Origin of the sequence: Burkholderia sp. CCA53, assembly GCF_001685525.1 — a bacterium.
GTDB classification, from domain to species: Bacteria; Pseudomonadota; Gammaproteobacteria; order Burkholderiales; family Burkholderiaceae; genus Burkholderia; species Burkholderia multivorans.
Genome location: NZ_BDDJ01000001.1, coordinates 3,456,033 through 3,475,801 on the forward strand (window position 1 = coordinate 3,456,033; position 19,769 = coordinate 3,475,801).

Here is a 19,769-nt window from a genome sequence, read left to right on the forward strand (position 1 = left end):
CCCGATGTAGAAAATTTTTCTCGCATCATGCGCGCGCCATATGAAAACGCCAGCCCGAAGGCTGGCGTCCGATGCAAACAAGGCTGGCAGCCGATCAAAGCCGCACCTCCGGCGGCGTATAGCGGCACTCGTAGCGCTTGCGCACGGTGCCGGCCTCGTCGACGCTCTCCAGGTACACGTCGAACTGCCACAGCCGCGCCATGTGCTTGAGCACCTCGTCGCTGTCGTTCGACAGGTGGCGGTTGTCGGTCATGAAGTGGCGCAGCGTCAGGCTGCGGTCGCCGCGCGTGTTCACGGCCCAGACCTGGATGTTCGGCTCGCGATGGTGAATGTCGTACTGGCGCGACAGCGCCTGCCGCACGTACTGGTAGCCGGAATCGTCGTGGATCGCGGACACCTCGAGCGCGTCGCGCATGTCGTCGTCGAGCACCGAGAACAGCCGCATCTCGCGGATCAGGTGCGGCGACAGGTACTGCGCGATGAAGCTCTCGTCCTTGAAGTTGCGCATCGCGTAGTGCATCGCGGGCAGCCACGGCGTGCCGGCGATTTCCGGGAACCACTTGTAGTCCTCTTCCGTCGGCGATTCGCAGATGCGCCGGATGTCGCTCATCATCGAGAAGCCGAGCGCGTACGGATTGATCCCGCTGTAGTAAGGCTTCGTGACGGGCGGCTGATAGACGACGTTGCTATGCGAATGCAGGAACTCCATCATGAAGCCGTCTTCGAGCTTGCCCTGGTTGTAGAGCGTATTGAGCAGCGTGTAATGCCAGAACGTCGCCCAGCCTTCGTTCATGACCTGCGTCTGCCGCTGCGGATAGAAATACTGGCCGATCTTGCGCACGATGCGGATCACCTCGCGCTCCCACGGCTCGAGCAGCGGCGCGTTCTTTTCCGCGAAGTACAGCAGGTTTTCCTGCGGCTCGGGCGGATAGCGCTCCTCCTGCTCTTCGGCCAGCTCGGGCTTCTTGCCCGGCAGTGTGCGCCAGAGCTCGTTGACCTGCGACTGCAGATACGCCTCGCGTTCGCGCCGCAGCGCGGCTTCCTTCGCGAGCGACGGCTTCTGCGGACGCTTGTAGCGATCGACGCCGTAATTCATCAGCGCATGGCACGAGTCGAGCAGTTCCTCGACGCGATCGAGCCCGTAGCGCTCCTCGCATTCGGCGACGTAGTTCTTCGCATAGACGAGATAGTCGATGATCGCGTGCGCGTCGGTCCACAGCCGGAACAGGTAATTGCCCTTGAAGAACGAGTTGTGGCCGTACGCCGCGTGCGCGATCACGAGCGCCTGCATCGTCATCGTGTTCTCTTCCATCAGATACGCGATGCACGGATTCGAATTGATGACGATTTCGTACGCGAGCCCCATCTGGCCGCGACGGTAGCTCTTCTCGGTCGCGAGAAAGTGCTTGCCGAACGACCAGTGGCGATAGTTGACGGGCATCCCGACCGACGCGTACGCGTCCATCATCTGCTCGGCGCTGATCAGCTCGAGCTGGATCGGGTAGATATCGAGTTCGTACTGCTCGGCGACTTGCGCGATGTGCGTGTCATATTCCTCGAGCAGTTCGAACGTCCAGTCGGACGGGCACGGCAGCGGCTTGCGTTCGGCCACGTTCATACGCGCTTCCTTTTGCCCGGCACCGGGCAAGTCGGCGGCCGGCGTGGCGCCGGCAGCGCCGCGTTGCTGCGATGCGGCACGGCCGGTGTCGTCGCCGGCAGGACGCGGCTCGTAGCCGCGCGACTCGTTGTGCAGGTGGCGGGTCGTCATGACATTTCCACCTGCTTTTCGAACAATTCGCGAAAGACCGGGTAGATGTCGGCAGCCGATTCGACTTTCTTCATCGCCAGATGCGGCTGCGACAGCGCCAGCTGCGCGTACTCGAGCCACAGATTCTGCTCCTCCGGCGCGACCTGGATGTACGCGAAGTAACGCGTCTTCGTGAGAATATCCTCTTCCAGGATTTTGCGACACTTCGGCGAATCGTCAGTCCAGTTGTCGCCGTCGGACGCCTGCGCGCCGTAGATGTTCCACTCCGTGGGCGAGTAGCGCTCGTTCATCACCTTGCGCATCAGCTCGAGCGCGCTCGACACGACCGTGCCGCCGCTTTCGGTCGAATGGAAGAACGTATCCTCGTCGACTTCCTCCGCGCGCGTATGGTGACGGATGAAGACGACTTCGATGCGCTCGTAATTGCGCTTCAGGAACAGGTACAACAGGATGAAGAAGCGCTTCGCGAGATCCTTGCGCTGCTCGTCCATCGAACCCGACACGTCCATCAGGCAGAACATCACGGCCTGGCTCGACGGCTGCGGCTGCTTCACGCGATTGATGTAGCGCAGGTCGAACGGATCGATGAACGGAATCCGCCAGATGCGCCCTTTCAGATGATGAATCTCCGCTTCGAGCGTCGCGATTTCCGCGCGGCGATCCTCGGGGTCGCTCTTCAGCGCTTCGAGCTGCGCTTCCAGTTCGCGCAGCTCGTTGACGAGCGGCGAGCCGAGCGCGATGCGCCGGCCGAGCGCGCTGCGCAGCGAGCGCACGACGTCGATGTTGTTCGGCGTGCCTTCCGCCGACCAGCCCGCGCGCACGTTCTTCCAGCTCGGCACCGTCAGGAGATGCGTCTTCACGAGCCGCGGCAGTTCGAGATCGTCGAAGAAATACTGCATGAATTCGTCGCGCGACAGCTCGAACACGAAGTCGTCCTGCCCTTCGCCCTCGTTGCTCGCCTGGCTGCCGCCGCCGCCCGCGCCGCCCTGCGGACGCGGGATCTTGTCGCCGCGTACGTAGTCTTCGTTGCCGGGATGCACGTACTCGCGACGCCCGCCCGGCCCGTGGCGAAACGTCGGTTCCGCGATGTCCTTGCGCGGAATCGTGATGCTTTGCGTGCTCTGGATGTCCTTGATGCTACGATCGCGCACCGCGTCGGAAACGGCGCGACGAATGTAGTTCTTGACGCGACGCAGAAAGCGTTCGCGATTGGCAATGCTCTTGTTCTTGCCGGCCAGCCTGCGGTCGATGATTTGATGAAGCACTCCCGGTCTCCCGCTCGAATGTCGATATGCCGGGACGCTCGCCGCACATGCCGTCTGCCGTCATGCGGGCGGCGTCTCTGAGGTTGCCCGTGCGGACCGTCCGCACGGGCGCCGTACCGCGCGCGTCATGACGACTTGCGCACGCGCAGGTACCAGTCGCAAAGCAGCCTCACCTGCTTAGGCGTATAGCCCTTCGCGACCATCCGGTTCACAAAGTCTTCATGCTTGCGTTGCTCCTCGGCCGAGCCCTTCGCATTGAACGAAATGACCGGCAACAGTTCCTCGGTATTCGAGAACATCTTCTTCTCGATCACGACGCGTAGCTTCTCGTAGCTCGTCCACACCGGATTCTTGCCGCCGTTCGCGGCACGTGCCCGCAGCACGAAGTTCACGATCTCGTTGCGGAAATCCTTCGGATTGCTGATGCCGGCCGGCTTCTCGATCTTCTCGAGCTCCGCGTTCAAGGCGGCGCGGTCGAAGCTTTCGCCCGTGTCGTGATCGCGGAATTCCTGATCCTGGATCCAGAAGTCGGCGTACGTGACGTAGCGATCGAAGATGTTTTGCCCGTACTCCGAATACGATTCGAGATACGCCGTCTGGATCTCCTTGCCGATGAACTCCGCGTAGCGCGACGCGAGCACGTCCTTCACGAACGACAGATACTTCTGCTCGGTTTCCGGCGGGAACTGTTCGCGCTCGATCTGCTGTTCGAGCACATACATCAGGTGCACCGGGTTCGCCGCGACCTCGCTCGAATCGAAGTTGAACACGCGCGACAGGATCTTGAACGCGAAGCGCGTCGACACGCCCGTCATCCCTTCGTCGACGCCCGCATAGTCGCGATACTCCTGATACGACTTCGCCTTCGGATCGGTGTCCTTCAGGTTCTCGCCGTCGTACACCTGCATCTTCGAGAACAGGCTCGAGTTCTCCGGCTCGTGCAGCCGCGACAGCACCGAGAACTGCGACATCATCTTCAGCGTGCCCGGTGCGCACACGGCCTCGGCAAGCGACGAGTTGCGGATCAGCTTCTCGTAGATCTTCACTTCCTCGGACACGCGCAGGCAGTACGGCACCTTCACGACGAAGATCCGGTCGAGCAGCGCCTCGTTGTTGCGGTTGTTGCGGAACGCCTTCCACTCCGACTCGTTCGAGTGCGCGAGGATGATGCCGTCGAACGGAATCGCGCCGAAGCCCTCGGTGCCCTTGAAGTTGCCTTCCTGCGTGGCAGTCAGCAGCGGGTGCAGCACCTTGATCGGCGCCTTGAACATTTCGACGAATTCGAGCAGCCCCTGGTTCGCGAGGCACAGCCCGCCCGAATAGCTGTAGGCGTCGGCATCGTCCTGCGCGTACTGCTCGAGCTTGCGGATGTCGACCTTGCCGACGAGCGAGGAGATGTCCTGATTGTTCTCGTCGCCCGGCTCCGTCTTCGCGATGCCGATCTGCCGAAGGATCGACGGATAGCGGCGCACGACGCGGAACTGGCGGATGTCGCCGTTGTACTCGTGCAGCCGCTTGACGGCCCACGGGCTCAGGATGCTCTTCAGATAGCGGCGCGGAATGCCGTACTGCTCCTCGAGGATCGGGCCGTCTTCGTCGTAGTCGAACAGCCCGAGCGGCGATTCGTTGACGGGCGACCCCTTCAGCGCATAGAACGGCACGCGCTCCATCAGTTGCTTCAGACGCTCGGCGATCGACGACTTGCCGCCGCCGACCGGGCCGAGGAGGTAGAGGATCTGCTTCTTCTCTTCGAGCCCTTGCGCAGCGTGGCGGAAGTACGCCACCACCTGCTCGATCACTTCCTCCATCCCGTAGAACTCGCGGAACGCAGGATAGACCTTGATGACCTTGTTCGCAAAGATCCGCGACAGGCGCGGGTCGTTGCGGGTATCGATGTGTTCTGGTTCCCCGATTGCAGCCAGCATGCGTTCGCCGGCCGTAGCGTACGCCGATGGATCGTTCTTGCAGAGCGCGAGGTACTCCTCAAGCGAGAACTCTTCTTCTCGCGTTTTTTCGAAGCGGTTCGCGAAGCTGCTGTAAATATCCATGCTACCTCCCTCGCCTATGTCTGAAGACGTGCCTGCCTTCTATGACTGCGCAGAAGCAAGCGCGTTCGAATTCATCCTAAACCCTTTCTTATTTTTTTTCACGAACTCGTTGTATCAAGTTCGACATTCTCCACAACACCGTCCGCACAGCGCATTTCGACGCTTTACAATCGACGTTCCGAGCCGCAGAAACTGCATCCGCAGCGTCTCGTCGAGCAACGAAACATCTCGTCCATCGGACGCTTCCGTCGTCGCCGCTTCCCCCCTTCATCCCTAGACGTTCGAGCAGCCGTTTGCGACGACACGTTTGCCACGCCGTTACAAATTTTCTTCGAACAGCCCTTACGGAGATACCCGTACGACCGATGCGTCATTGAGGAGCACGATGCGCGCCCGGCCGCGGCGCGGCCCGCGCATCGCGCGCGCGTGACGATGCGCTGCACGTCGAGATGCGCGGCGAATCGGCACGCAGGCCGTTACGCATCGTGTCGAGCGCGGAAACGACGACGCCCGCAGGCTGCGGGCGTCGGGCGTGAGCAAATGGGGATAGATGATGCGCGCGTTCGACTCAGAACGTCTCCCAATCGTCGGCGCCGGCCGTCGCGAGCTGCGGCGCCGCGGCAGGCGCGGCAGCCGCCTTGCGTGCGGGCGCCGGCGCAGCCGCGCGCTGCGACGGTGCATCGCGCTCGTCGCGAGCGGCAGCCGGTGCGGAAGACGCCGGGCGCACGACGGCCGACGCGGCCTGTGCGGGCGACGTGCCCGACATGCTCGACATGCTCGACGCGGTAGTCGCACGCGGCGCGCGGCGCGCGGCATCGGCTGCGCCTGCCGCCGGCCGCGCCGCGTCGTCGAGCCGGAACACCGAAGTCGCGTCGCGCAGGCGCGCCGCTTGCTCGTCGAGCGACTGCGCGGCAGCCGCGGCCTCTTCGACGAGCGCCGCGTTCTGCTGCGTGACCTCGTCCATCTGCGCGACGGCGCGCGCGACCTGGTCGATGCCGCCGCTCTGCTCCTCGGACGCCGCCGCGATCTCGCCCATGATGTCGGTCACGCGCTGCACCGCACCGATCACGTCGCTCATCGTGCGTCCCGCTTCGTCGACGAGCGTCGAACCCGAGCGGATCCGCTCGACCGACGCGTCGATCAGCGCCTTGATCTCCTTGGCCGCGCTCGACGAACGCTGCGCGAGACTGCGCACCTCGCCCGCGACGACCGCGAACCCGCGCCCTTCCTCGCCCGCGCGTGCGGCTTCGACCGCCGCGTTCAGCGCGAGGATGTTGGTCTGGAATGCAATGCCCTCGATGATCGCGATGATGTCCGCGATCTTGGCCGAGCTCGCATTGATCTCGCCCATCGTGTCGACGACCTGCCCGACCACCGTATTACCCTTGTTTGCAATTTCCGACGCATTCGCGGCCAGCGAGCTTGCCCGGCGCGCATTGTCCGCGTTCTGTTTCACGGTGCCGGTCAGTTGTTCCATGCTCGACGCCGTTTCCTGCAGCGCCGCCGCCCGTTCTTCGGTCCGCGACGACAGGTCGCCGTTGCCGGCCGCGATCTGCCGGGCCGCCGTTGCAATCGACTCGCTGCCGCCGCGCACCGTGCGCACCGTGTCGACGAGCCCGCGCTGCATCTTCGCGAGCCCGTCGAGCAGCTGGCCCATCTCGTCGCGCCGGCTCACGACGATCGTGCGGCGCAGATCGCCCGCCGCAATCGCGTCGAAATGCGCGAGCGCGTCCGCGAGCGGCCGACCGATCGCGCGGCTCAGCGTGACCCACGACAGCAGCGCGGCGACGAGGCCGAGCGCGAGCACGACGATCGACACGACACGCAGCGTGTCATACACCGATTCCGCGTGATCGAACCGCGTTTGTCCGTCGCTGAACTGGAAGTTGCGCAGCGCTTCGTTCGCGCCGGCGAGTTCGTTGAAGCGCACCTGCAGCTGCTTCGCGCCGTCGCCGATCCGGTCGTGGTCGCCCGACGCGATGGCGCTCGCGAACGCGTCGCAACTGGCTTGCAGCGCCTGCCGCTTCGCTGCGACGTCCTGCGCGAGCCGGTCCTCTTCCGGCCCGCGCGGCAGCGCAAGATACTTCTGCCACCGCGCGTCGGACTGTGCGCGCATGGCGCGGCTGCGCTCGATGGCGGCAGCCGAGTCGGGCGTGCCGGCCAGCAGTGCCGCGCGATCGAGCGCGAGCCGCTCGCGGGCCGCGAACATTTCGGCCACCGACACGTTGACCGCGCTCGGCATCTGGTTCGTGAAGATCTCGCGCGTCGACTCGTTCGCGCTCGTCATCCCGTACAGACCGAGCACGCCGATTACGCCCAGCAGCGTGGCGAGAAAAGCCATTGTCAAACCGATACGCGCACGTATCGTCAGGTTCCTGAAGACCATCGTCGTTCCTGTGTTGCGTCGCCGAGGCGGGCCGTGGCCCGTTACGCCGAACATTGTTTCGGTTCCCGTATTTACGACGGCGCGCTAAACAACTTGATGGCATTCGAGCTTACTTTTCGTTTAATACGTCTGTTTATTACAGATTGCTGAATAATTGCATGAAAGGCGACGCCTGCCTTCGCAGTCGAGCCGCGAAAGCGGATGCAAGAGGACGACGATGCGGGAAGTGGACTGCGGCCGCCGTCGGACGTGACGGAGCGGCCGCGAAGGGACGGAAATGAGTCAGTCGCCGAGTTCGGCGAGCGTCGGGATCGACGGCTGGGCGCCGGCACGCGTGACCGATACCGCGGCCGCGCGCTGGGCGAAGCGGATCGCGTCGTCGACGTTCGCGCCGGCCGCGAGCCGTGCGGCGAAGCCGCCGATGAACGTGTCGCCGGCGGCCGTCGTGTCGACCGCGCGCACGACCGGCGCCGGATAGTGTCGCGCGATGCCGTCGGCCGTCAACGCGAGCACGCCGCGTTCGCCGAGCGTGATCAGCACGTTGCGCGCGCCGCGCGCCTGCAGCGCCCGCGCCGCGACCTCCGCGTCGGTCGCATCGCGCACCGGGCGGCCGGTCAGCGCAGCGGCTTCCAGTTCGTTCGGAATCAGATAGTCGACCAACGCGAGCCAGTCGGCCGGCAGCGGCGCGACAGCCGGTGCCGGATTGAGCACGACCGTGCGGCCGAGCCGGCGTCCGGCGGCAAGCGCCGCGCGGACCGTGTCGGGCGGCGTCTCGAGCTGGCAGATCAGCACGTCGGCGGACGCGAGCGTCGCTTCGTGCCGCGCGACCGTCTCCGGTGTCACTTCGCCGTTGCCGCCCGCGACGATGACGATCGCGTTCTGGCTTCCGTCGTCGACGACGATCAGCGCGACGCCGGTCGGCGCCGACGCGCTCGTCGCGAGCCCCGTGCAGTCGATCCCTTCGGCTTCGAGCCCCGCGCGCAGCGCGTCACCGTGCGCATCCGCGCCGACGCAGCCGATCATCGCGACCTGCGCGCCGAGCCGTGCCGCCGCGACGGCCTGGTTGCCGCCCTTGCCGCCCGCCGCCTGCGCGAACGCGTGGCCCGCGAGCGTCTCGCCCGGCAGCGGCAGCCGCGGCGCGCGCACGACGAGATCCATGTTGAGGCTGCCGACCACCGCGACGCGGCCGGCCCGCGCTGCCGCGCCGGCCGTCATGCGCGAGAGCCGGACGCGGCCGGTTCGCGATAGACCGCCGTCGATTCGCGCAGCACGAGCCGCGGCGACACGACGCGCCGCCGGCTCGGCGCCGCCGACGAACCGCCGCCGATCCGCTCGATCAGCGTCTGCGCGGCCATTTCGCCGAGCGCGCGCACCGACTGGCCGACGGTCGACAGCGCCGGATACGTGTAACGCGAGAACTCGATGTCGTCGAAACCGATGATCGAACAGTCGTCGGGCACGCGCATCCCGCGCTCGGCGGCCGCGCGCAGCGCGCCGACGCCCATCAGGTCGTTGCCCGCGAAGATCGCGCTCGGCCGCACCGATTCGAACAGCCGCGCCGCCGCGTGATAGCCGCCGAGGCAGGAAAAATCGCTTTCCGCGATCGCGCCCGGCACGATGTCGATGCCGCGCTCGGCCATCGCGCGGATGAAGCCGTGCACGCGCATCGCGCTGACGGCCGTGTCGGTCGGCCCGGTGATGCAGCCGATCTTCGCGTGGCCGAGTTCGAGCAGATGGCGCGTCGCGAGATAGGCGCCGCGCTCGTGGTCGATCTGCACGAGATCGGCCGCGAGCCCTTCGATGTTGCGGTCGACGACGACGAGCGGCGCATGCGCGTCGGCGAGCGTCTGCGCGAGCACGGCGTCTTCGCCGGCCGACGCGACGATCAGCCCGTCGATGCGCTTTTCCTGCAGCACGCGCAGGTAGTTGCGCTGCTTGACCGGATCGTCGTCCGAGTTGCAGAAAAACACGCAGTAGCCGTTGGCCGCGCACTGATCCTCGATGCCGCGCGCGAGCTCCGCGAAGTACGGATTCGTGCTGTTCGGCACGACGAGGCCGATGGTCGCCGTCGCGCGGGCCTTGAGCGAGCGCGCGACCGCCGACGGCACGTAGTTCAGCTCGCGGATCGCGCCCTCGACCTTCGCCCGTACGTCCGCGGACACCGGCCGCGAGTTGTTTACCACGTGCGATACCGTCGTAAACGACACGCCCGCCATGGCCGCCACATCCTTGATCGTCGCCATTTCCCGTTTCTCTCTGCTCTTTCTGTTGTTGGTCTTACCGCGTGCGCGTGCGCCGGCTGCGATACGTGTCGAGCACGACCGCGACCACGATCACCGCCCCGGTGATGATCCGTTTCGTCGGCTCGTTCGCGCCGATCTGCGCGAGGCCCGCGGCGAGCACCGAGATGATCAATACGCCGAAAAACGTGCTGATCACCGAGCCGCGGCCGCCCATCAGGCTCGTGCCGCCGATCACGACGGCCGCGATCACCTGCAGCTCGAGCCCGGCGCCCGCGTTGGGATCGGCGGCCTCGAGGCGCGAAATCTGGAACAGCGACGCGAGCCCGGCGAGCGCGCCCATCAGCGCGAAGACAAGGATTTTATACGGCCGTGGGTTAACCCCCGCAAGCCGCACGGCCTCCTCGTTCGTGCCGATCCCTACCAGATAGCGGCCGAACACGGTGCGCGTCAGCACGAACTGCGCGGCAATCATCACCGCGACGGCGATCAGAAACGCCGGCGAGATGCCCAGCGCGATCGGATTCGACAGGAAATCGAACGCGTCGCCGATATACGCGGTGCGCGAATTCGTCAGCTGGTAGGCGAGGCCGCGCGCGGCCTCGAGCACGCCGAGCGACACGATGAACGACGGAATCCGCCACCCGACCGTGACGGCGCCCGTCAGCGAGCCCGTCGCGGTCGCGACCGCGATGCCGATCAGCGCGGCCGGCAGCGGCCCCCACTGCCACTTCAGCGCGGCGACGCTGACCATCGACGCGGCGAGCGCGAGCACCGAGCCGACCGACAGATCGATCCCCGCGATGATCAGCACGAACGTCATCCCGACCGACATCACGACGAGGTCGGGAATCTGGTTCGCGATCGTGCTGAACGTATCGTAGGTCAGGAAATGCGAGCTCAGCGCCGAAAACAGCGCGATCATCGCGATCAGCGCGCCGGCGAGGCCGAGATAGTTCGACACGCCGAGCCGCGTGCCGGACAGCGTGCGCGCGCGGCGGCCGGTCGCGTCCTGCGCGGCGCCGGCATCGGTCGGGGTGACGGGGGGCTGGGTCATTGCGGTCGTCCTGTCGTCGAAGTGCCGTGCGCGGCGTGCGCGTCAGGCGGCGGTGCGCCGTGCGGCGCCGCGTCGCGGCCGAAGCCCGCGAACGCCGCGGCCAGCAGCGCATCCTGGGTCCAGTGGCCGCGCTCGAACACGGCCGTCATGCGGCCGGCCGACATTACGCCGATCCGGTCGCAAATCAGCATCAGTTCGCGCAGGTCGCTCGATACGACCACGAGCGCGCGGCCTTCGCGCGCAAGCGCGCCCATCAAAGTGTAGATTTCGAATTTGGCGCCGACGTCGATGCCGCGCGTCGGCTCGTCGAACAGCAGCACGCCCATGTCGCGCGCGAGCCAGCGGCCGATCACGACCTTCTGCTGGTTGCCGCCCGACAGTTCGCCGACCGGCTGCGCGGCGCCGTGCGCGCGGATGCGCAGCGCGTCGATCTGCCGTTCGGCGAGCGCCGTCTCGCGCGCCGTGTCGACCACGCCCGCATGCGCGAGCCGGTCGAGCTGGCCGAGCGACACGTTGGCCGTGACCGACTGCGACAGCAGCAATCCCTCGCCCTTGCGATCCTCGGTGATCAGCGCGATGCCGAGCTGCACCGCATCGACCGGCGAGCGGATCGCGACCGGCCGCGGCGGCTGGCCGACCGCGATCGTGCCGGCGTCGGGCGTATCGGCGCCGTAGATCAGCCGCAGCAGTTCGGTGCGCCCTGCGCCGATCAGTCCGGAAATGCCGAAAATCTCGCCCGCCCGTGCCTCGAGCGACACGTCGCGCACGGCCGGCGCACGCGTGAGCCCCGAGACGACGAGCCGCGGCGCACCGATATGGCGCTCGCCGAGATCGATGTGTTCGCCGATCTCACGGCCGACCATCAGCGTGACGAGCGCGTCGGACGTCGTCGCGGCCATCTCGCCGACGTGCACGAGCCGCCCGTCGCGCAGCACCGCGACGCGCTCGGCCACGCGCGCGAGTTCCTCGAGCCGATGCGAGATGTAGACGAGCGCGACGCCGCGCGCCTTCAGCCGGTCGATCTGCTCGAACAGCAGTCCGACCTCGCGTGCGGTCAGCATCGCGGTCGGTTCGTCGAGGATCAGCACGCGGCAGTCGCCGATCAGGTTGCGCGCGATCTCGACCATCTGCTGATGGCCGATGCCGAGCGCGCCGACCGGCGTGTCGGGATCGATCGCATCGAGCCCGACCTGCGCCATCGCGAGGCGCGCGTCGTCGCGCAGCCGCGCGCGATCGATCACGCCGAAGCGGCGCGGCAGACGGTTCAGGAACAGGTTTTCGGCGACGCTCAGCGTCGGCAGCAGGTTCAGCTCCTGCATCACCATCCGCACGCCGAGCGCCTCGGCGTGCGTGCGGCTCGCCGGTGCGTACGGCTCGCCCGCGAGCTGCATGGTGCCGGCGCTCGGCTCGACGAGCCCGCCGATGATCTTCGACAGCGTGCTCTTGCCCGCGCCGTTCTCGCCGGTCAGCGCCAGCGCCTCGCCCGGCACGAGCGCGAGCGTGACGTCCGCGAGCACCGGCTCCGCGTACGTCTTGCCGACGCCGGAAACGGACAGCACCGGTGCGGCGGGACGGGAAGAAGATTGGAAGGTCGGTTCCATCGCGATCCTGGTTGCGGCCGCGCGCATGCGGCGCGCGGGTGTGACGCTCACAACTGCATCGGCATGCAGCGGCCGTGATCGCGCTCACACCGGATAACGGCCGCCGCGCCGGATTCTTGAGGGCGGCGGCACGCGCCGCGCGGCGTCACTTCGTCACGAGATCGACCGGCGTCTCGACCACGCCCGACAGCTCCGCCTGCTTGCGGTGCTCGGCGATCGCCTTCAGCGCCGTGTCGATGCCGAACACGGCCTGCTTCGCGGCGTACTGATCGGCCGTCGCGAGCACGCGGCCGTCCTTCAGCATCGGCTTGATCGCGTTGATGTTGTCGTAGCCGACCACGTACACCTTGCCCTGCTTGCCGGCCGCGCGCACGGCCGACACGGCGCCGATCGCCATGTTGTCGTTGCCGCACAGCAGCGCCTTCAGATTCGGGTATTCGTTCAGCATCGCGGACGCGACCGCGTTGCCCTTGTCGATCTCCCATTCGCCCGATTGCACCGACACGACCTTCATGCCGCCCGCCTTCATCGCGTCCTGGAAGCCGGCCGTGCGCTGCTGCGCGTTGGTCGTCGTCGACACGCCTTCGACGATGCCGACCTGGTCGCCCGCCTTCAGCTTCTTCGCGAGGTAGTCGCCGACCTTGCGCGCGCCCTTGCGGTTGTCCGGCCCGACGAACGGCACGTTGAGGTTCTTGGACTTCAGCACGTCGGGGTCCAGCCGGTTATCGATGTTGACGACGATGATGCCCGCGTCGACGGCCTTCTTCACGACCGGCACGAGCGCCTTCGAATCGGCCGGCGCGAGCACGATCGCGTCGACCTTCGACACGATCATCTGCTCGACGATGCGGATCTGGTTCGCGGTATCGGTCTCGTCCTTGATCCCGTTCGTGATCAGGTCGAACTGGCTCGCGTTGTGTTTCTGGTATTCCTTCGCGCCGTTTTCCATCGTCAGGAAGAACTCGTTGGCGAGCGACTTCATCACGAGCGCGACCTTCGGCTTGCCGGCCGCTTGCGCGTGGACGGCGGGAGCGGCGGCAACCGCGACGGCAGCAAGCGCGGCGGTCAGAAAGCGACGGCGAAAGCGGACATTCATACACATCTCCTGGCGACTGGCCCGTCGGGGCCGACTGTTGTTTTATTGCGAGCAAACGTTTGCGCCACACTACCCGGCGATCGGCCATCGATGCTGCTTGTCGCTACCAAGGAAGAAAACAAGGCAGACGGCCGACTGCCTGGCGCGTGTCGTCGTTTACACGCCGCCGCCGGCGGACGCCGGCGGAGTGAAGGTATGCTGGACCGTTTCGCGCCGGCGCGCAACCCGTCTAATCAATATTTAAGGGTTTATTCGGAGCGCGCCGACGGCAGACGGGACGCGCGCGAAGCATGCGCACGCCCGCCCGCGCCAATCACACCGCTTCGCGCAACTGGCCGGCGATTTCGGCCTCGCTCAGGTGCGGCGCGAACATCTCGATCAGCCGATACGCATACGCACGCAGGAACGCGCCCTTGCGCAGCCCGACGCGCGTCGTGCTCGCCTCGAACAGATGCTGCGTGTCGAGTGCGACGAGCCCCGTGTCGCGCTGCGGATCGTAGGCCATCGCCGCGACGACGCCGATACCCATGCCGAGTTCGACGTAGGTCTTGATCACGTCCGCGTCGATCGCGGTCAGCACGACGTCGGGCACGGCGCCGGCCTGCGCGAACGCCTGGTCGATGTGCGAGCGGCCGGTGAAGTCCTGGTCGTACGTGATGATCGGATACTCGGCGATTTCGTCGAGCGTCAGGTTTTCGCGGCCCACGAGCGGATGCCCCTTCGGCACGACGACCGTGTGGTGCCACGAATAGCACGGGAACGTCACGATGTCCGGATAGCGGTCGAGCGCCTCGGTCGAGATGCCGAGATCGGCCTCGCCGTTCAGGATCATCTGCGCGATCTGCTGCGGGCTACCCTGCCGCAGCGCAAGATGGACCTTCGGGAACACGTCGGTGAACTGCCGGATCACCTTCGGCAGCGCGTAGCGCGCCTGCGTGTGCGTCGTCGCGACGACGAGGTGGCCGCTGTCCTGATCGGCAAACTGCCGTGCGACGCGCCTCAGGTTCTCCGCGTCGAGCAGCATCCGCTCGATCAGCTGATGCACGGCCTTGCCCGGCTCGGTCAGGCCCGTCAGCCGCTTGCCGCGGCGAATGAAGATGTCGACGCCGAGTTCGTCCTCGAGGTCCTTGATCTGCTTCGACACGCCCGACTGCGACGTGTAGAGCACGTTCGCGACCTCGGTCAGGTTCATGTTCTGGCGCACCGCCTCGCGCACGAAGCGCAGTTGCTGGAAGTTCATGGGTATGCCTCTTGGGCTGTCGTTGTTCGATGGTCGATACGGAGCGCCGTGCGCTCCTTCCTGCCTGGCCGGCGTCAGCGCGCCGGAAATACGCGTACCGCACGCGGCACGGCCGTCGCGCCGTCGCCGACCTGCAGCGACAGAGCGCGCCATGCGTCGCGGTCGAGTTCCGCCTCGAGCGCCCCGCCCGCGCGCGATTCCAGCTCGACGCGCACCGAGCCGCCCAGCGGAATCACGCGGCGCACGTCGACCGCGATGCCGTCGCGATGGCCCGCTTCGGCGGCCGGCCACAGCTGCAGATCGTGCGGCCGCACGTACGCATGCGCGGGTCCCGCGAAATCCGCGTCGACCGCGATCGGCGCGGCCGCGCCCTCGGCGACGAAGCCGCGCTCGGCCACCGTGCCGGGCAGCCGGTTCGCGGCGCCGAGGAATTCGTAGACGAACGCGCTCTGCGGATGATCGTAGACCTCCTGCGGGCTGCCGACCTGCTCGACGCGGCCGCGGTTCAGCACGACGATGCGATCCGCGACTTCGAGCGCCTCCTCCTGATCGTGCGTGACGAAGATCGTCGAGATGTGCAGATCGTCGTGCAGGCGCCGCAGCCAGCCGCGCAGCTCCTTGCGCACCTTCGCGTCGAGCGCGCCGAACGGCTCGTCGAGCAGCAGCACCTTCGGCTCCACCGCGAGGGCGCGCGCGAGCGCGATCCGCTGGCGCTGGCCGCCCGACAGCTCGGACGGATAGCGCTGCGCGAGCCAGTCGAGCTGCACGAGCTTCAACAGCTCGTGCACCTTGTCGCGAATCGCGGCTTCGGACGGCCGCTCGCGGCGCGGCTTCACGCGCAGCCCGAACGCGACGTTCTCGAACACGGTCATGTGGCGGAACAGCGCGTAGTGCTGGAACACAAAGCCGACCTGCCGGTCGCGCGCGCCGACCGATGCGACGTCGAGCCCCTGCAGCACGACCTGCCCCGCGTCCGCGTGCTCGAGGCCCGCGATCACGCGCAGCAGCGTGGTCTTGCCGCAGCCGGACGGCCCGAGCAGCGCGACGAGTTCGCCGGGCGGGAAATCGAGCGACACGTTGTCGAGCGCGGTGAAATCGCCGAAGCGCTTCTGGAGATGACGGACGGTGATACCCATTCTGGTTGCCTCTTTACGATTTCGACGAAATGGCGGCAGGGCCGGCATGTGCGGGAACGGCGTCGCGCGCGCCGGACAGCTCGGCGGCGAGATGGCGTTCGGCGAGCAGCTTCAGCGCGAGCGTCACGAGCGCGAGCAGCGCGAGCACCGATGCCACCGCGAACGCCGCGGCGAAGTTGTACTCGTTGTAGAGAATCTCGACGTGCAGCGGCATCGTGTCGGTCTGGCCGCGGATATGGCCGGACACGACCGACACCGCGCCGAATTCGCCCATCGCGCGCGCATTGCAGAGGATCACGCCGTACAGCAGCCCCCACTTCACGTTCGGCAGCGTCACACGGCGGAAGATCTGCCAGCCCGACGCGCCGAGCACGCGCGCGGCCTCTTCCTCGTCGCTGCCCTGTGCCTGCATCAATGGAATCAGCTCGCGCGCGACGAACGGGAACGTGACGAAGATCGTCGCGAGCACGATGCCCGGCACCGCGAAGATGATCTGCACGTCGTGATCCTGCAGCCATGGGCCGAGCCAGCCCTGCGCGCCGAACAGCAGCACGTAGACGAGGCCCGAGATCACCGGCGACACCGAGAACGGCAGATCGATCAGCGTCGTCAGCAACGCCTTGCCGCGAAACTCGAATTTCGCGATCGCCCACGACGCGCACACGCCGAACACGAGGTTCAGCGGCACGGCGATCGCCGCGACGGTCAGCGTCAGCTTGATCGCGGCCCACGCGTCCGGATCCGCGAGCGACTCGAGGTAGAAGCCGACGCCCTTGCGCAGCGCCTCGACGAACACGGCCGCGAGCGGCACGACGAGAAAGAAGGCGAGAAACGCGAGCGCGATGCCGGTGAGCAGCCAGCGCACGGCGCGCGGCTCGCTGACGGGATCGAGCCGCTTCGCCGCGCGCGCACGCTCGGCGGACGACGGGTTCTTGAGCACGGCGGTCACCTCCTGCGTCATGGCCGGCCTCCTGCCGCGACCGCGGCGGTATCACCGGACGCGGACGCGGGCGCACTCGCGCCGCGGCTCGTACGGCGCTGCAGATACCACTGCAGCGTATTGATCAGCAGCAGCATCAGGAACGACACGACGAGCATGACGACCGCGAGCGCGGTCGCGCCCGCGTAGTCGTACTGTTCGAGCTTCGTGATGATCAGCAGCGACGTGATCTCCGACTTCATCGGCACGTTGCCGGCGATGAAGATCACCGACCCGTATTCGCCGAGCGCACGCGCGAACGCGAGCGCGAAACCGGTGAGCAGCGCGGGCAGCACGGCCGGCAGCACGACGCGCCGGAACGTGAGCCAGCGCGACGCGCCGAGGCACGCGGCCGCCTCCTCCTGCTCGCGCTCGAAATCCTCGAGCACCGGCTGCACGGTGCGCACGACGAACGGCAGGCCGATGAAGGTCAGCGCGACCAGCACGCCGAGCGGCGTGAACGCGACCTTGATGCCGAACGGCGCGAGATACTGGCCGACCCAGCCGTTCGCCGCGTAGACGGCCGCGAGCGAAATGCCGGCCACCGAGGTCGGCAGCGCGAACGGCAGATCGACGATCGCGTCGACGAGCCGCTTCAGCGGAAACGTGTAGCGCACGAGCACCCACGCGACGAGAAAGCCGAACACGGCGTTGATCAGCGCGCCGCCGAATGCGGCCGAGAACGTCAGCCGGTACGACGCGAGCACACGCGGCGACGTGACGGCGGCGACGAACTGGTCCCACGACAGCGTCGCGGTCTTCAGGAACGTGGCGGCGAGCGGAATCAGCACCACGAGGCTCAAATAGGCCACCGTGATGCCGAGCGTCACGCCGAAACCGGGCAGCGCGCTCGGCTTGCGAAAGGTGTACGTGGTCATCGGATGCTCTTGCTGGGTCGATGCTCATGGGCCCGACGCGAACGCCGGCGCGACAGGTCGCGCCGGCGGCGTCCGGGACGCGGCGCACTACGTGGCGCGCCGCTGTCGTTGTCGTGTTACTGCGGCTTGTAGATCGAGTCGAACACACCGCCGTCCGCGAAATGCGTCTTTTGCGCATTCGTCCAGCCGCCGAACGTGTCGTCGACCGTGTACAGCTTCAGCTTCGGGAACTGCTTGGTCAGCTCCGCCGGCACGCTCTTCGAGCGCGGCCGATAGTAGTTGCGCGCCGCGATTTCCTGGCCCTGCGGGCTGTACAGGAAGTTCAGGTACGCTTCGGCGAGCTTGCGCGTGCCCTTCTTGTCGACGACCTTGTCGACGACCGCGACCGGCGGTTCCGCCAGAATGCTCGCCGACGGTACGACGATCTCGAACTTGTCGGGCCCGAACTCCTTGATCGACAGGAACGCCTCGTTCTCCCACGCGATCAGCACGTCGCCGATCCCGCGCTGCACGAAGCTCGTCGTCGCGCCGCGCGCGCCCGAATCGAGTACGCCCGCGTTCTTGTACAGCTTCGTGACGAATTCCTTCGCCGACTGCTCGCTGCCGCCCGGCTTGTGCAGCGCATACGCCCATGCGGCCAGGTAGTTCCAGCGCGCGCCGCCCGACGTCTTCGGGTTCGGCGTGACGATCGACACGCCCGGCTTGGTCAGGTCGTCCCAGTCCTTGATGCCCTTCGGGTTGCCCTTGCGCACGAGGAACACGATCGTCGACGTGTATGGCGACGCGTTGTCGGGCAGGCGCTTCTGCCAGTCCTTGTTCACGAGCCCCTTGTTCGCGAGCGCGTCGATGTCATAGGCGAGCGCGAGCGTCACGACGTCGGCCTGCAGGCCGTCGAGCACCGAGCGCGCCTGCGCGCCCGAGCCGCCGTGCGACTGCTTGAAGTTGACCGTCTCGCCTGTCTTCGCCTTCCACTCCTTGCCGAATGCCTGGTTGAAGTCCTGGTACAGCTCGCGCGTCGGATCGTACGACACGTTCAGGAACGTCGTATCGGCCTGCGCGTGCGTCGCGACGCCCAGCGCCGCCGCCGCGCCCAGCGCGAGTGTTGCAATCAAGCGGCCCGCCCCGCTCATCAGCCCCGTCGTGCGCTTCACCATCCTTGGTTCTCCAGTGTTGTCGGTATTGCGATGTCGGGCCAGTCTATCGAACGGGCTACATGATTAAAAATAATCCTTCTTCATTTTTTAATACTGAAAAGTGCTAACTCAATACGGACGGACGGTTGCGGCAGACGAACCGGCGCATGGACGTCGCAATCGGGCGTCGGAACCGGCGCGATCGCGTCGAACTTCACGTAACACTTGAAATTCTCAAAGTACTGTATAAAAATACAGCTCACTGTCTATCCATACAGTTGAACCATGACCAAACTCACCGCACGCCAGCAGCAAGTGTTCGACTTGATCCGCCGCGCGATCGAGCGCTCCGGTTTTCCGCCCACTCGCGCCGAGATTGCGGCCGAGCTGGGTTTCAGTTCGCCGAACGCGGCCGAGGAGCACCTGCGTGCGCTGGCGCGCAAGGGCGTGATCGAGCTGGCGGCGGGCGCGTCGCGCGGCATCCGGCTGCTCGGCGGCGACGACGCGCCGCACCAGTTCACGCTGCCGCATGCGGGGCTGATGCAGCTGTCGCTGCCGCTCGTCGGCCGTGTCGCGGCCGGCAGCCCGATCCTCGCGCAGGAGCACATCTCGCAGCACTTCGCGTGCGATCCCGCGCTGTTCTCGAGCAAGCCCGACTATCTGCTGAAGGTGCGCGGGCTGTCGATGCGCGACGCCGGCATTCTCGACGGCGATCTGCTCGCCGTGCAGAAGCGCACTGAGGCGAAGGACGGCCAGATCATCGTCGCGCGGCTCGGCGACGACGTCACGGTCAAGCGTCTGATGCGCCGGCCGGGCGGCATCGAGCTGATCGCCGAGAACCCGGATTACGAAAACATCTTCGTCAAGGCCGGCAGCGCGGATTTCGCGCTGGAAGGCATCGCCGTCGGGCTGATCCGCTCGGGCGAACTCTGACATTCCGTC

15 protein-coding genes are annotated in these 19,769 nt (G+C 66.6%); 1 reads left to right on the forward strand and 14 read right to left on the reverse strand.

Annotated elements, in window-relative coordinates; genetic code table 11:
- Nucleotides 1–94: 94 nt before the first annotated feature.
- The 14 genes from BCR55_RS15980 to BCR55_RS16045 all read right to left on the reverse strand — a co-directional run bounded on the left by BCR55_RS15980 (nt 95) and on the right by BCR55_RS16045 (nt 18,848).
- Nucleotides 95–1,768 carry a SpoVR family protein gene (locus BCR55_RS15980; RefSeq protein ID WP_006400130.1) on the reverse strand — a complete coding sequence of 558 codons (1,674 nt, stop codon included), beginning with the start codon at nt 1,766–1,768 and terminating at the stop codon, nt 95–97.
- Entirely contained in the window at nt 1,765–3,033 is a 1,269-nt protein-coding gene (locus BCR55_RS15985; protein ID WP_006400132.1) for a YeaH/YhbH family protein, read from the reverse strand. Before BCR55_RS15985 ends, BCR55_RS15980 begins: the two co-directional genes overlap by 4 nt.
- A gap of 125 nt (nt 3,034–3,158) precedes the next feature.
- On the reverse strand, nt 3,159–5,081 hold the full coding sequence (locus BCR55_RS15990; RefSeq protein WP_006400134.1) for a PrkA family serine protein kinase: 1,923 nt from the start codon (nt 5,079–5,081) through the stop codon (nt 3,159–3,161).
- Nucleotides 5,082–5,649: 568 nt separating this feature from the next.
- The gene (locus tag BCR55_RS15995; protein WP_065494821.1) at nt 5,650–7,467 is read right to left on the reverse strand and encodes a methyl-accepting chemotaxis protein; all 1,818 of its coding nucleotides are present in this window, start codon (nt 7,465–7,467) and stop codon (nt 5,650–5,652) included.
- 282 nt (nt 7,468–7,749) lie between these two features.
- Nucleotides 7,750–8,682 (reverse strand): ribokinase, encoded by a 933-nt coding sequence (rbsK, locus tag BCR55_RS16000; protein ID WP_045594122.1) that lies wholly within the window; start codon nt 8,680–8,682, stop codon nt 7,750–7,752.
- Entirely contained in the window at nt 8,679–9,710 is a 1,032-nt protein-coding gene (locus BCR55_RS16005) for a LacI family DNA-binding transcriptional regulator (protein WP_006400140.1), read from the reverse strand. Before BCR55_RS16005 ends, rbsK begins: the two co-directional genes overlap by 4 nt.
- 34 nt (nt 9,711–9,744) lie before the next feature.
- On the reverse strand, nt 9,745–10,764 hold the full coding sequence (locus BCR55_RS16010; protein ID WP_006400141.1) for an ABC transporter permease: 1,020 nt from the start codon (nt 10,762–10,764) through the stop codon (nt 9,745–9,747).
- Nucleotides 10,761–12,365, reverse strand: a complete 1,605-nt coding sequence (locus tag BCR55_RS16015) for a sugar ABC transporter ATP-binding protein (RefSeq protein ID WP_065494823.1) — start codon at nt 12,363–12,365, stop codon at nt 10,761–10,763. Before BCR55_RS16015 ends, BCR55_RS16010 begins: the two co-directional genes overlap by 4 nt.
- 145 nt (nt 12,366–12,510) lie before the next feature.
- Entirely contained in the window at nt 12,511–13,461 is a 951-nt protein-coding gene (locus tag BCR55_RS16020; protein WP_006400143.1) for a sugar ABC transporter substrate-binding protein, read from the reverse strand.
- 313 nt (nt 13,462–13,774) lie between these two features.
- Nucleotides 13,775–14,701: a CysB family HTH-type transcriptional regulator gene (locus tag BCR55_RS16025; protein WP_006400144.1), complete on the reverse strand. Its 927-nt coding sequence runs from the start codon at nt 14,699–14,701 to the stop codon at nt 13,775–13,777.
- A 74-nt stretch (nt 14,702–14,775) separates the two neighbouring features.
- The gene (locus tag BCR55_RS16030) at nt 14,776–15,837 is read right to left on the reverse strand and encodes a sulfate/molybdate ABC transporter ATP-binding protein (RefSeq protein WP_006404868.1); all 1,062 of its coding nucleotides are present in this window, start codon (nt 15,835–15,837) and stop codon (nt 14,776–14,778) included.
- A gap of 13 nt (nt 15,838–15,850) precedes the next feature.
- Nucleotides 15,851–16,798: a sulfate ABC transporter permease subunit CysW gene (cysW, locus tag BCR55_RS16035; protein WP_006400146.1), complete on the reverse strand. Its 948-nt coding sequence runs from the start codon at nt 16,796–16,798 to the stop codon at nt 15,851–15,853.
- Entirely contained in the window at nt 16,795–17,694 is a 900-nt protein-coding gene (cysT, locus tag BCR55_RS16040; RefSeq protein ID WP_006400147.1) for a sulfate ABC transporter permease subunit CysT, read from the reverse strand. The genes cysW and cysT overlap by 4 nt, the downstream gene beginning before the upstream one ends.
- 116 nt (nt 17,695–17,810) lie before the next feature.
- The gene (locus BCR55_RS16045) at nt 17,811–18,848 is read right to left on the reverse strand and encodes a sulfate ABC transporter substrate-binding protein (RefSeq protein ID WP_006400148.1); all 1,038 of its coding nucleotides are present in this window, start codon (nt 18,846–18,848) and stop codon (nt 17,811–17,813) included.
- A 264-nt stretch (nt 18,849–19,112) separates the two neighbouring features.
- Between BCR55_RS16045 and lexA the strand changes: the two genes are divergently transcribed.
- On the forward strand, nt 19,113–19,760 hold the full coding sequence (gene lexA, locus BCR55_RS16050; RefSeq protein ID WP_006400150.1) for a transcriptional repressor LexA: 648 nt from the start codon (nt 19,113–19,115) through the stop codon (nt 19,758–19,760).
- Nucleotides 19,761–19,769: the final 9 nt, after the last annotated feature.

Excerpts from the sequence above, each read along its gene's own strand:
- BCR55_RS15980 (WP_006400130.1), bottom strand. The coding sequence starts at position 1,768 with ATGACGACCCGCCACCTGCACAACGAGTCGCGCGGCTACGAGCCGCGT.
- BCR55_RS15990 (WP_006400134.1), bottom strand. The coding sequence starts at position 5,081 with ATGGATATTTACAGCAGCTTCGCGAACCGCTTCGAAAAAACGCGAGAA.
- BCR55_RS15995 (WP_065494821.1), bottom strand. The coding sequence starts at position 7,467 with ATGGTCTTCAGGAACCTGACGATACGTGCGCGTATCGGTTTGACAATG.
- rbsK (WP_045594122.1), bottom strand. The coding sequence starts at position 8,682 with ATGACGGCCGGCGCGGCAGCGCGGGCCGGCCGCGTCGCGGTGGTCGGC.
- BCR55_RS16005 (WP_006400140.1), bottom strand. The coding sequence starts at position 9,710 with ATGGCGACGATCAAGGATGTGGCGGCCATGGCGGGCGTGTCGTTTACG.
- BCR55_RS16010 (WP_006400141.1), bottom strand. The coding sequence starts at position 10,764 with ATGACCCAGCCCCCCGTCACCCCGACCGATGCCGGCGCCGCGCAGGAC.
- BCR55_RS16015 (WP_065494823.1), bottom strand. The coding sequence starts at position 12,365 with ATGGAACCGACCTTCCAATCTTCTTCCCGTCCCGCCGCACCGGTGCTG.
- BCR55_RS16020 (WP_006400143.1), bottom strand. The coding sequence starts at position 13,461 with ATGAATGTCCGCTTTCGCCGTCGCTTTCTGACCGCCGCGCTTGCTGCC.
- BCR55_RS16025 (WP_006400144.1), bottom strand. The coding sequence starts at position 14,701 with ATGAACTTCCAGCAACTGCGCTTCGTGCGCGAGGCGGTGCGCCAGAAC.
- BCR55_RS16030 (WP_006404868.1), bottom strand. The coding sequence starts at position 15,837 with ATGGGTATCACCGTCCGTCATCTCCAGAAGCGCTTCGGCGATTTCACC.
- cysW (WP_006400146.1), bottom strand. The coding sequence starts at position 16,798 with ATGACGCAGGAGGTGACCGCCGTGCTCAAGAACCCGTCGTCCGCCGAG.
- cysT (WP_006400147.1), bottom strand. The coding sequence starts at position 17,694 with ATGACCACGTACACCTTTCGCAAGCCGAGCGCGCTGCCCGGTTTCGGC.
- BCR55_RS16045 (WP_006400148.1), bottom strand. The coding sequence starts at position 18,848 with ATGGTGAAGCGCACGACGGGGCTGATGAGCGGGGCGGGCCGCTTGATT.
- lexA (WP_006400150.1), top strand. The coding sequence starts at position 19,113 with ATGACCAAACTCACCGCACGCCAGCAGCAAGTGTTCGACTTGATCCGC.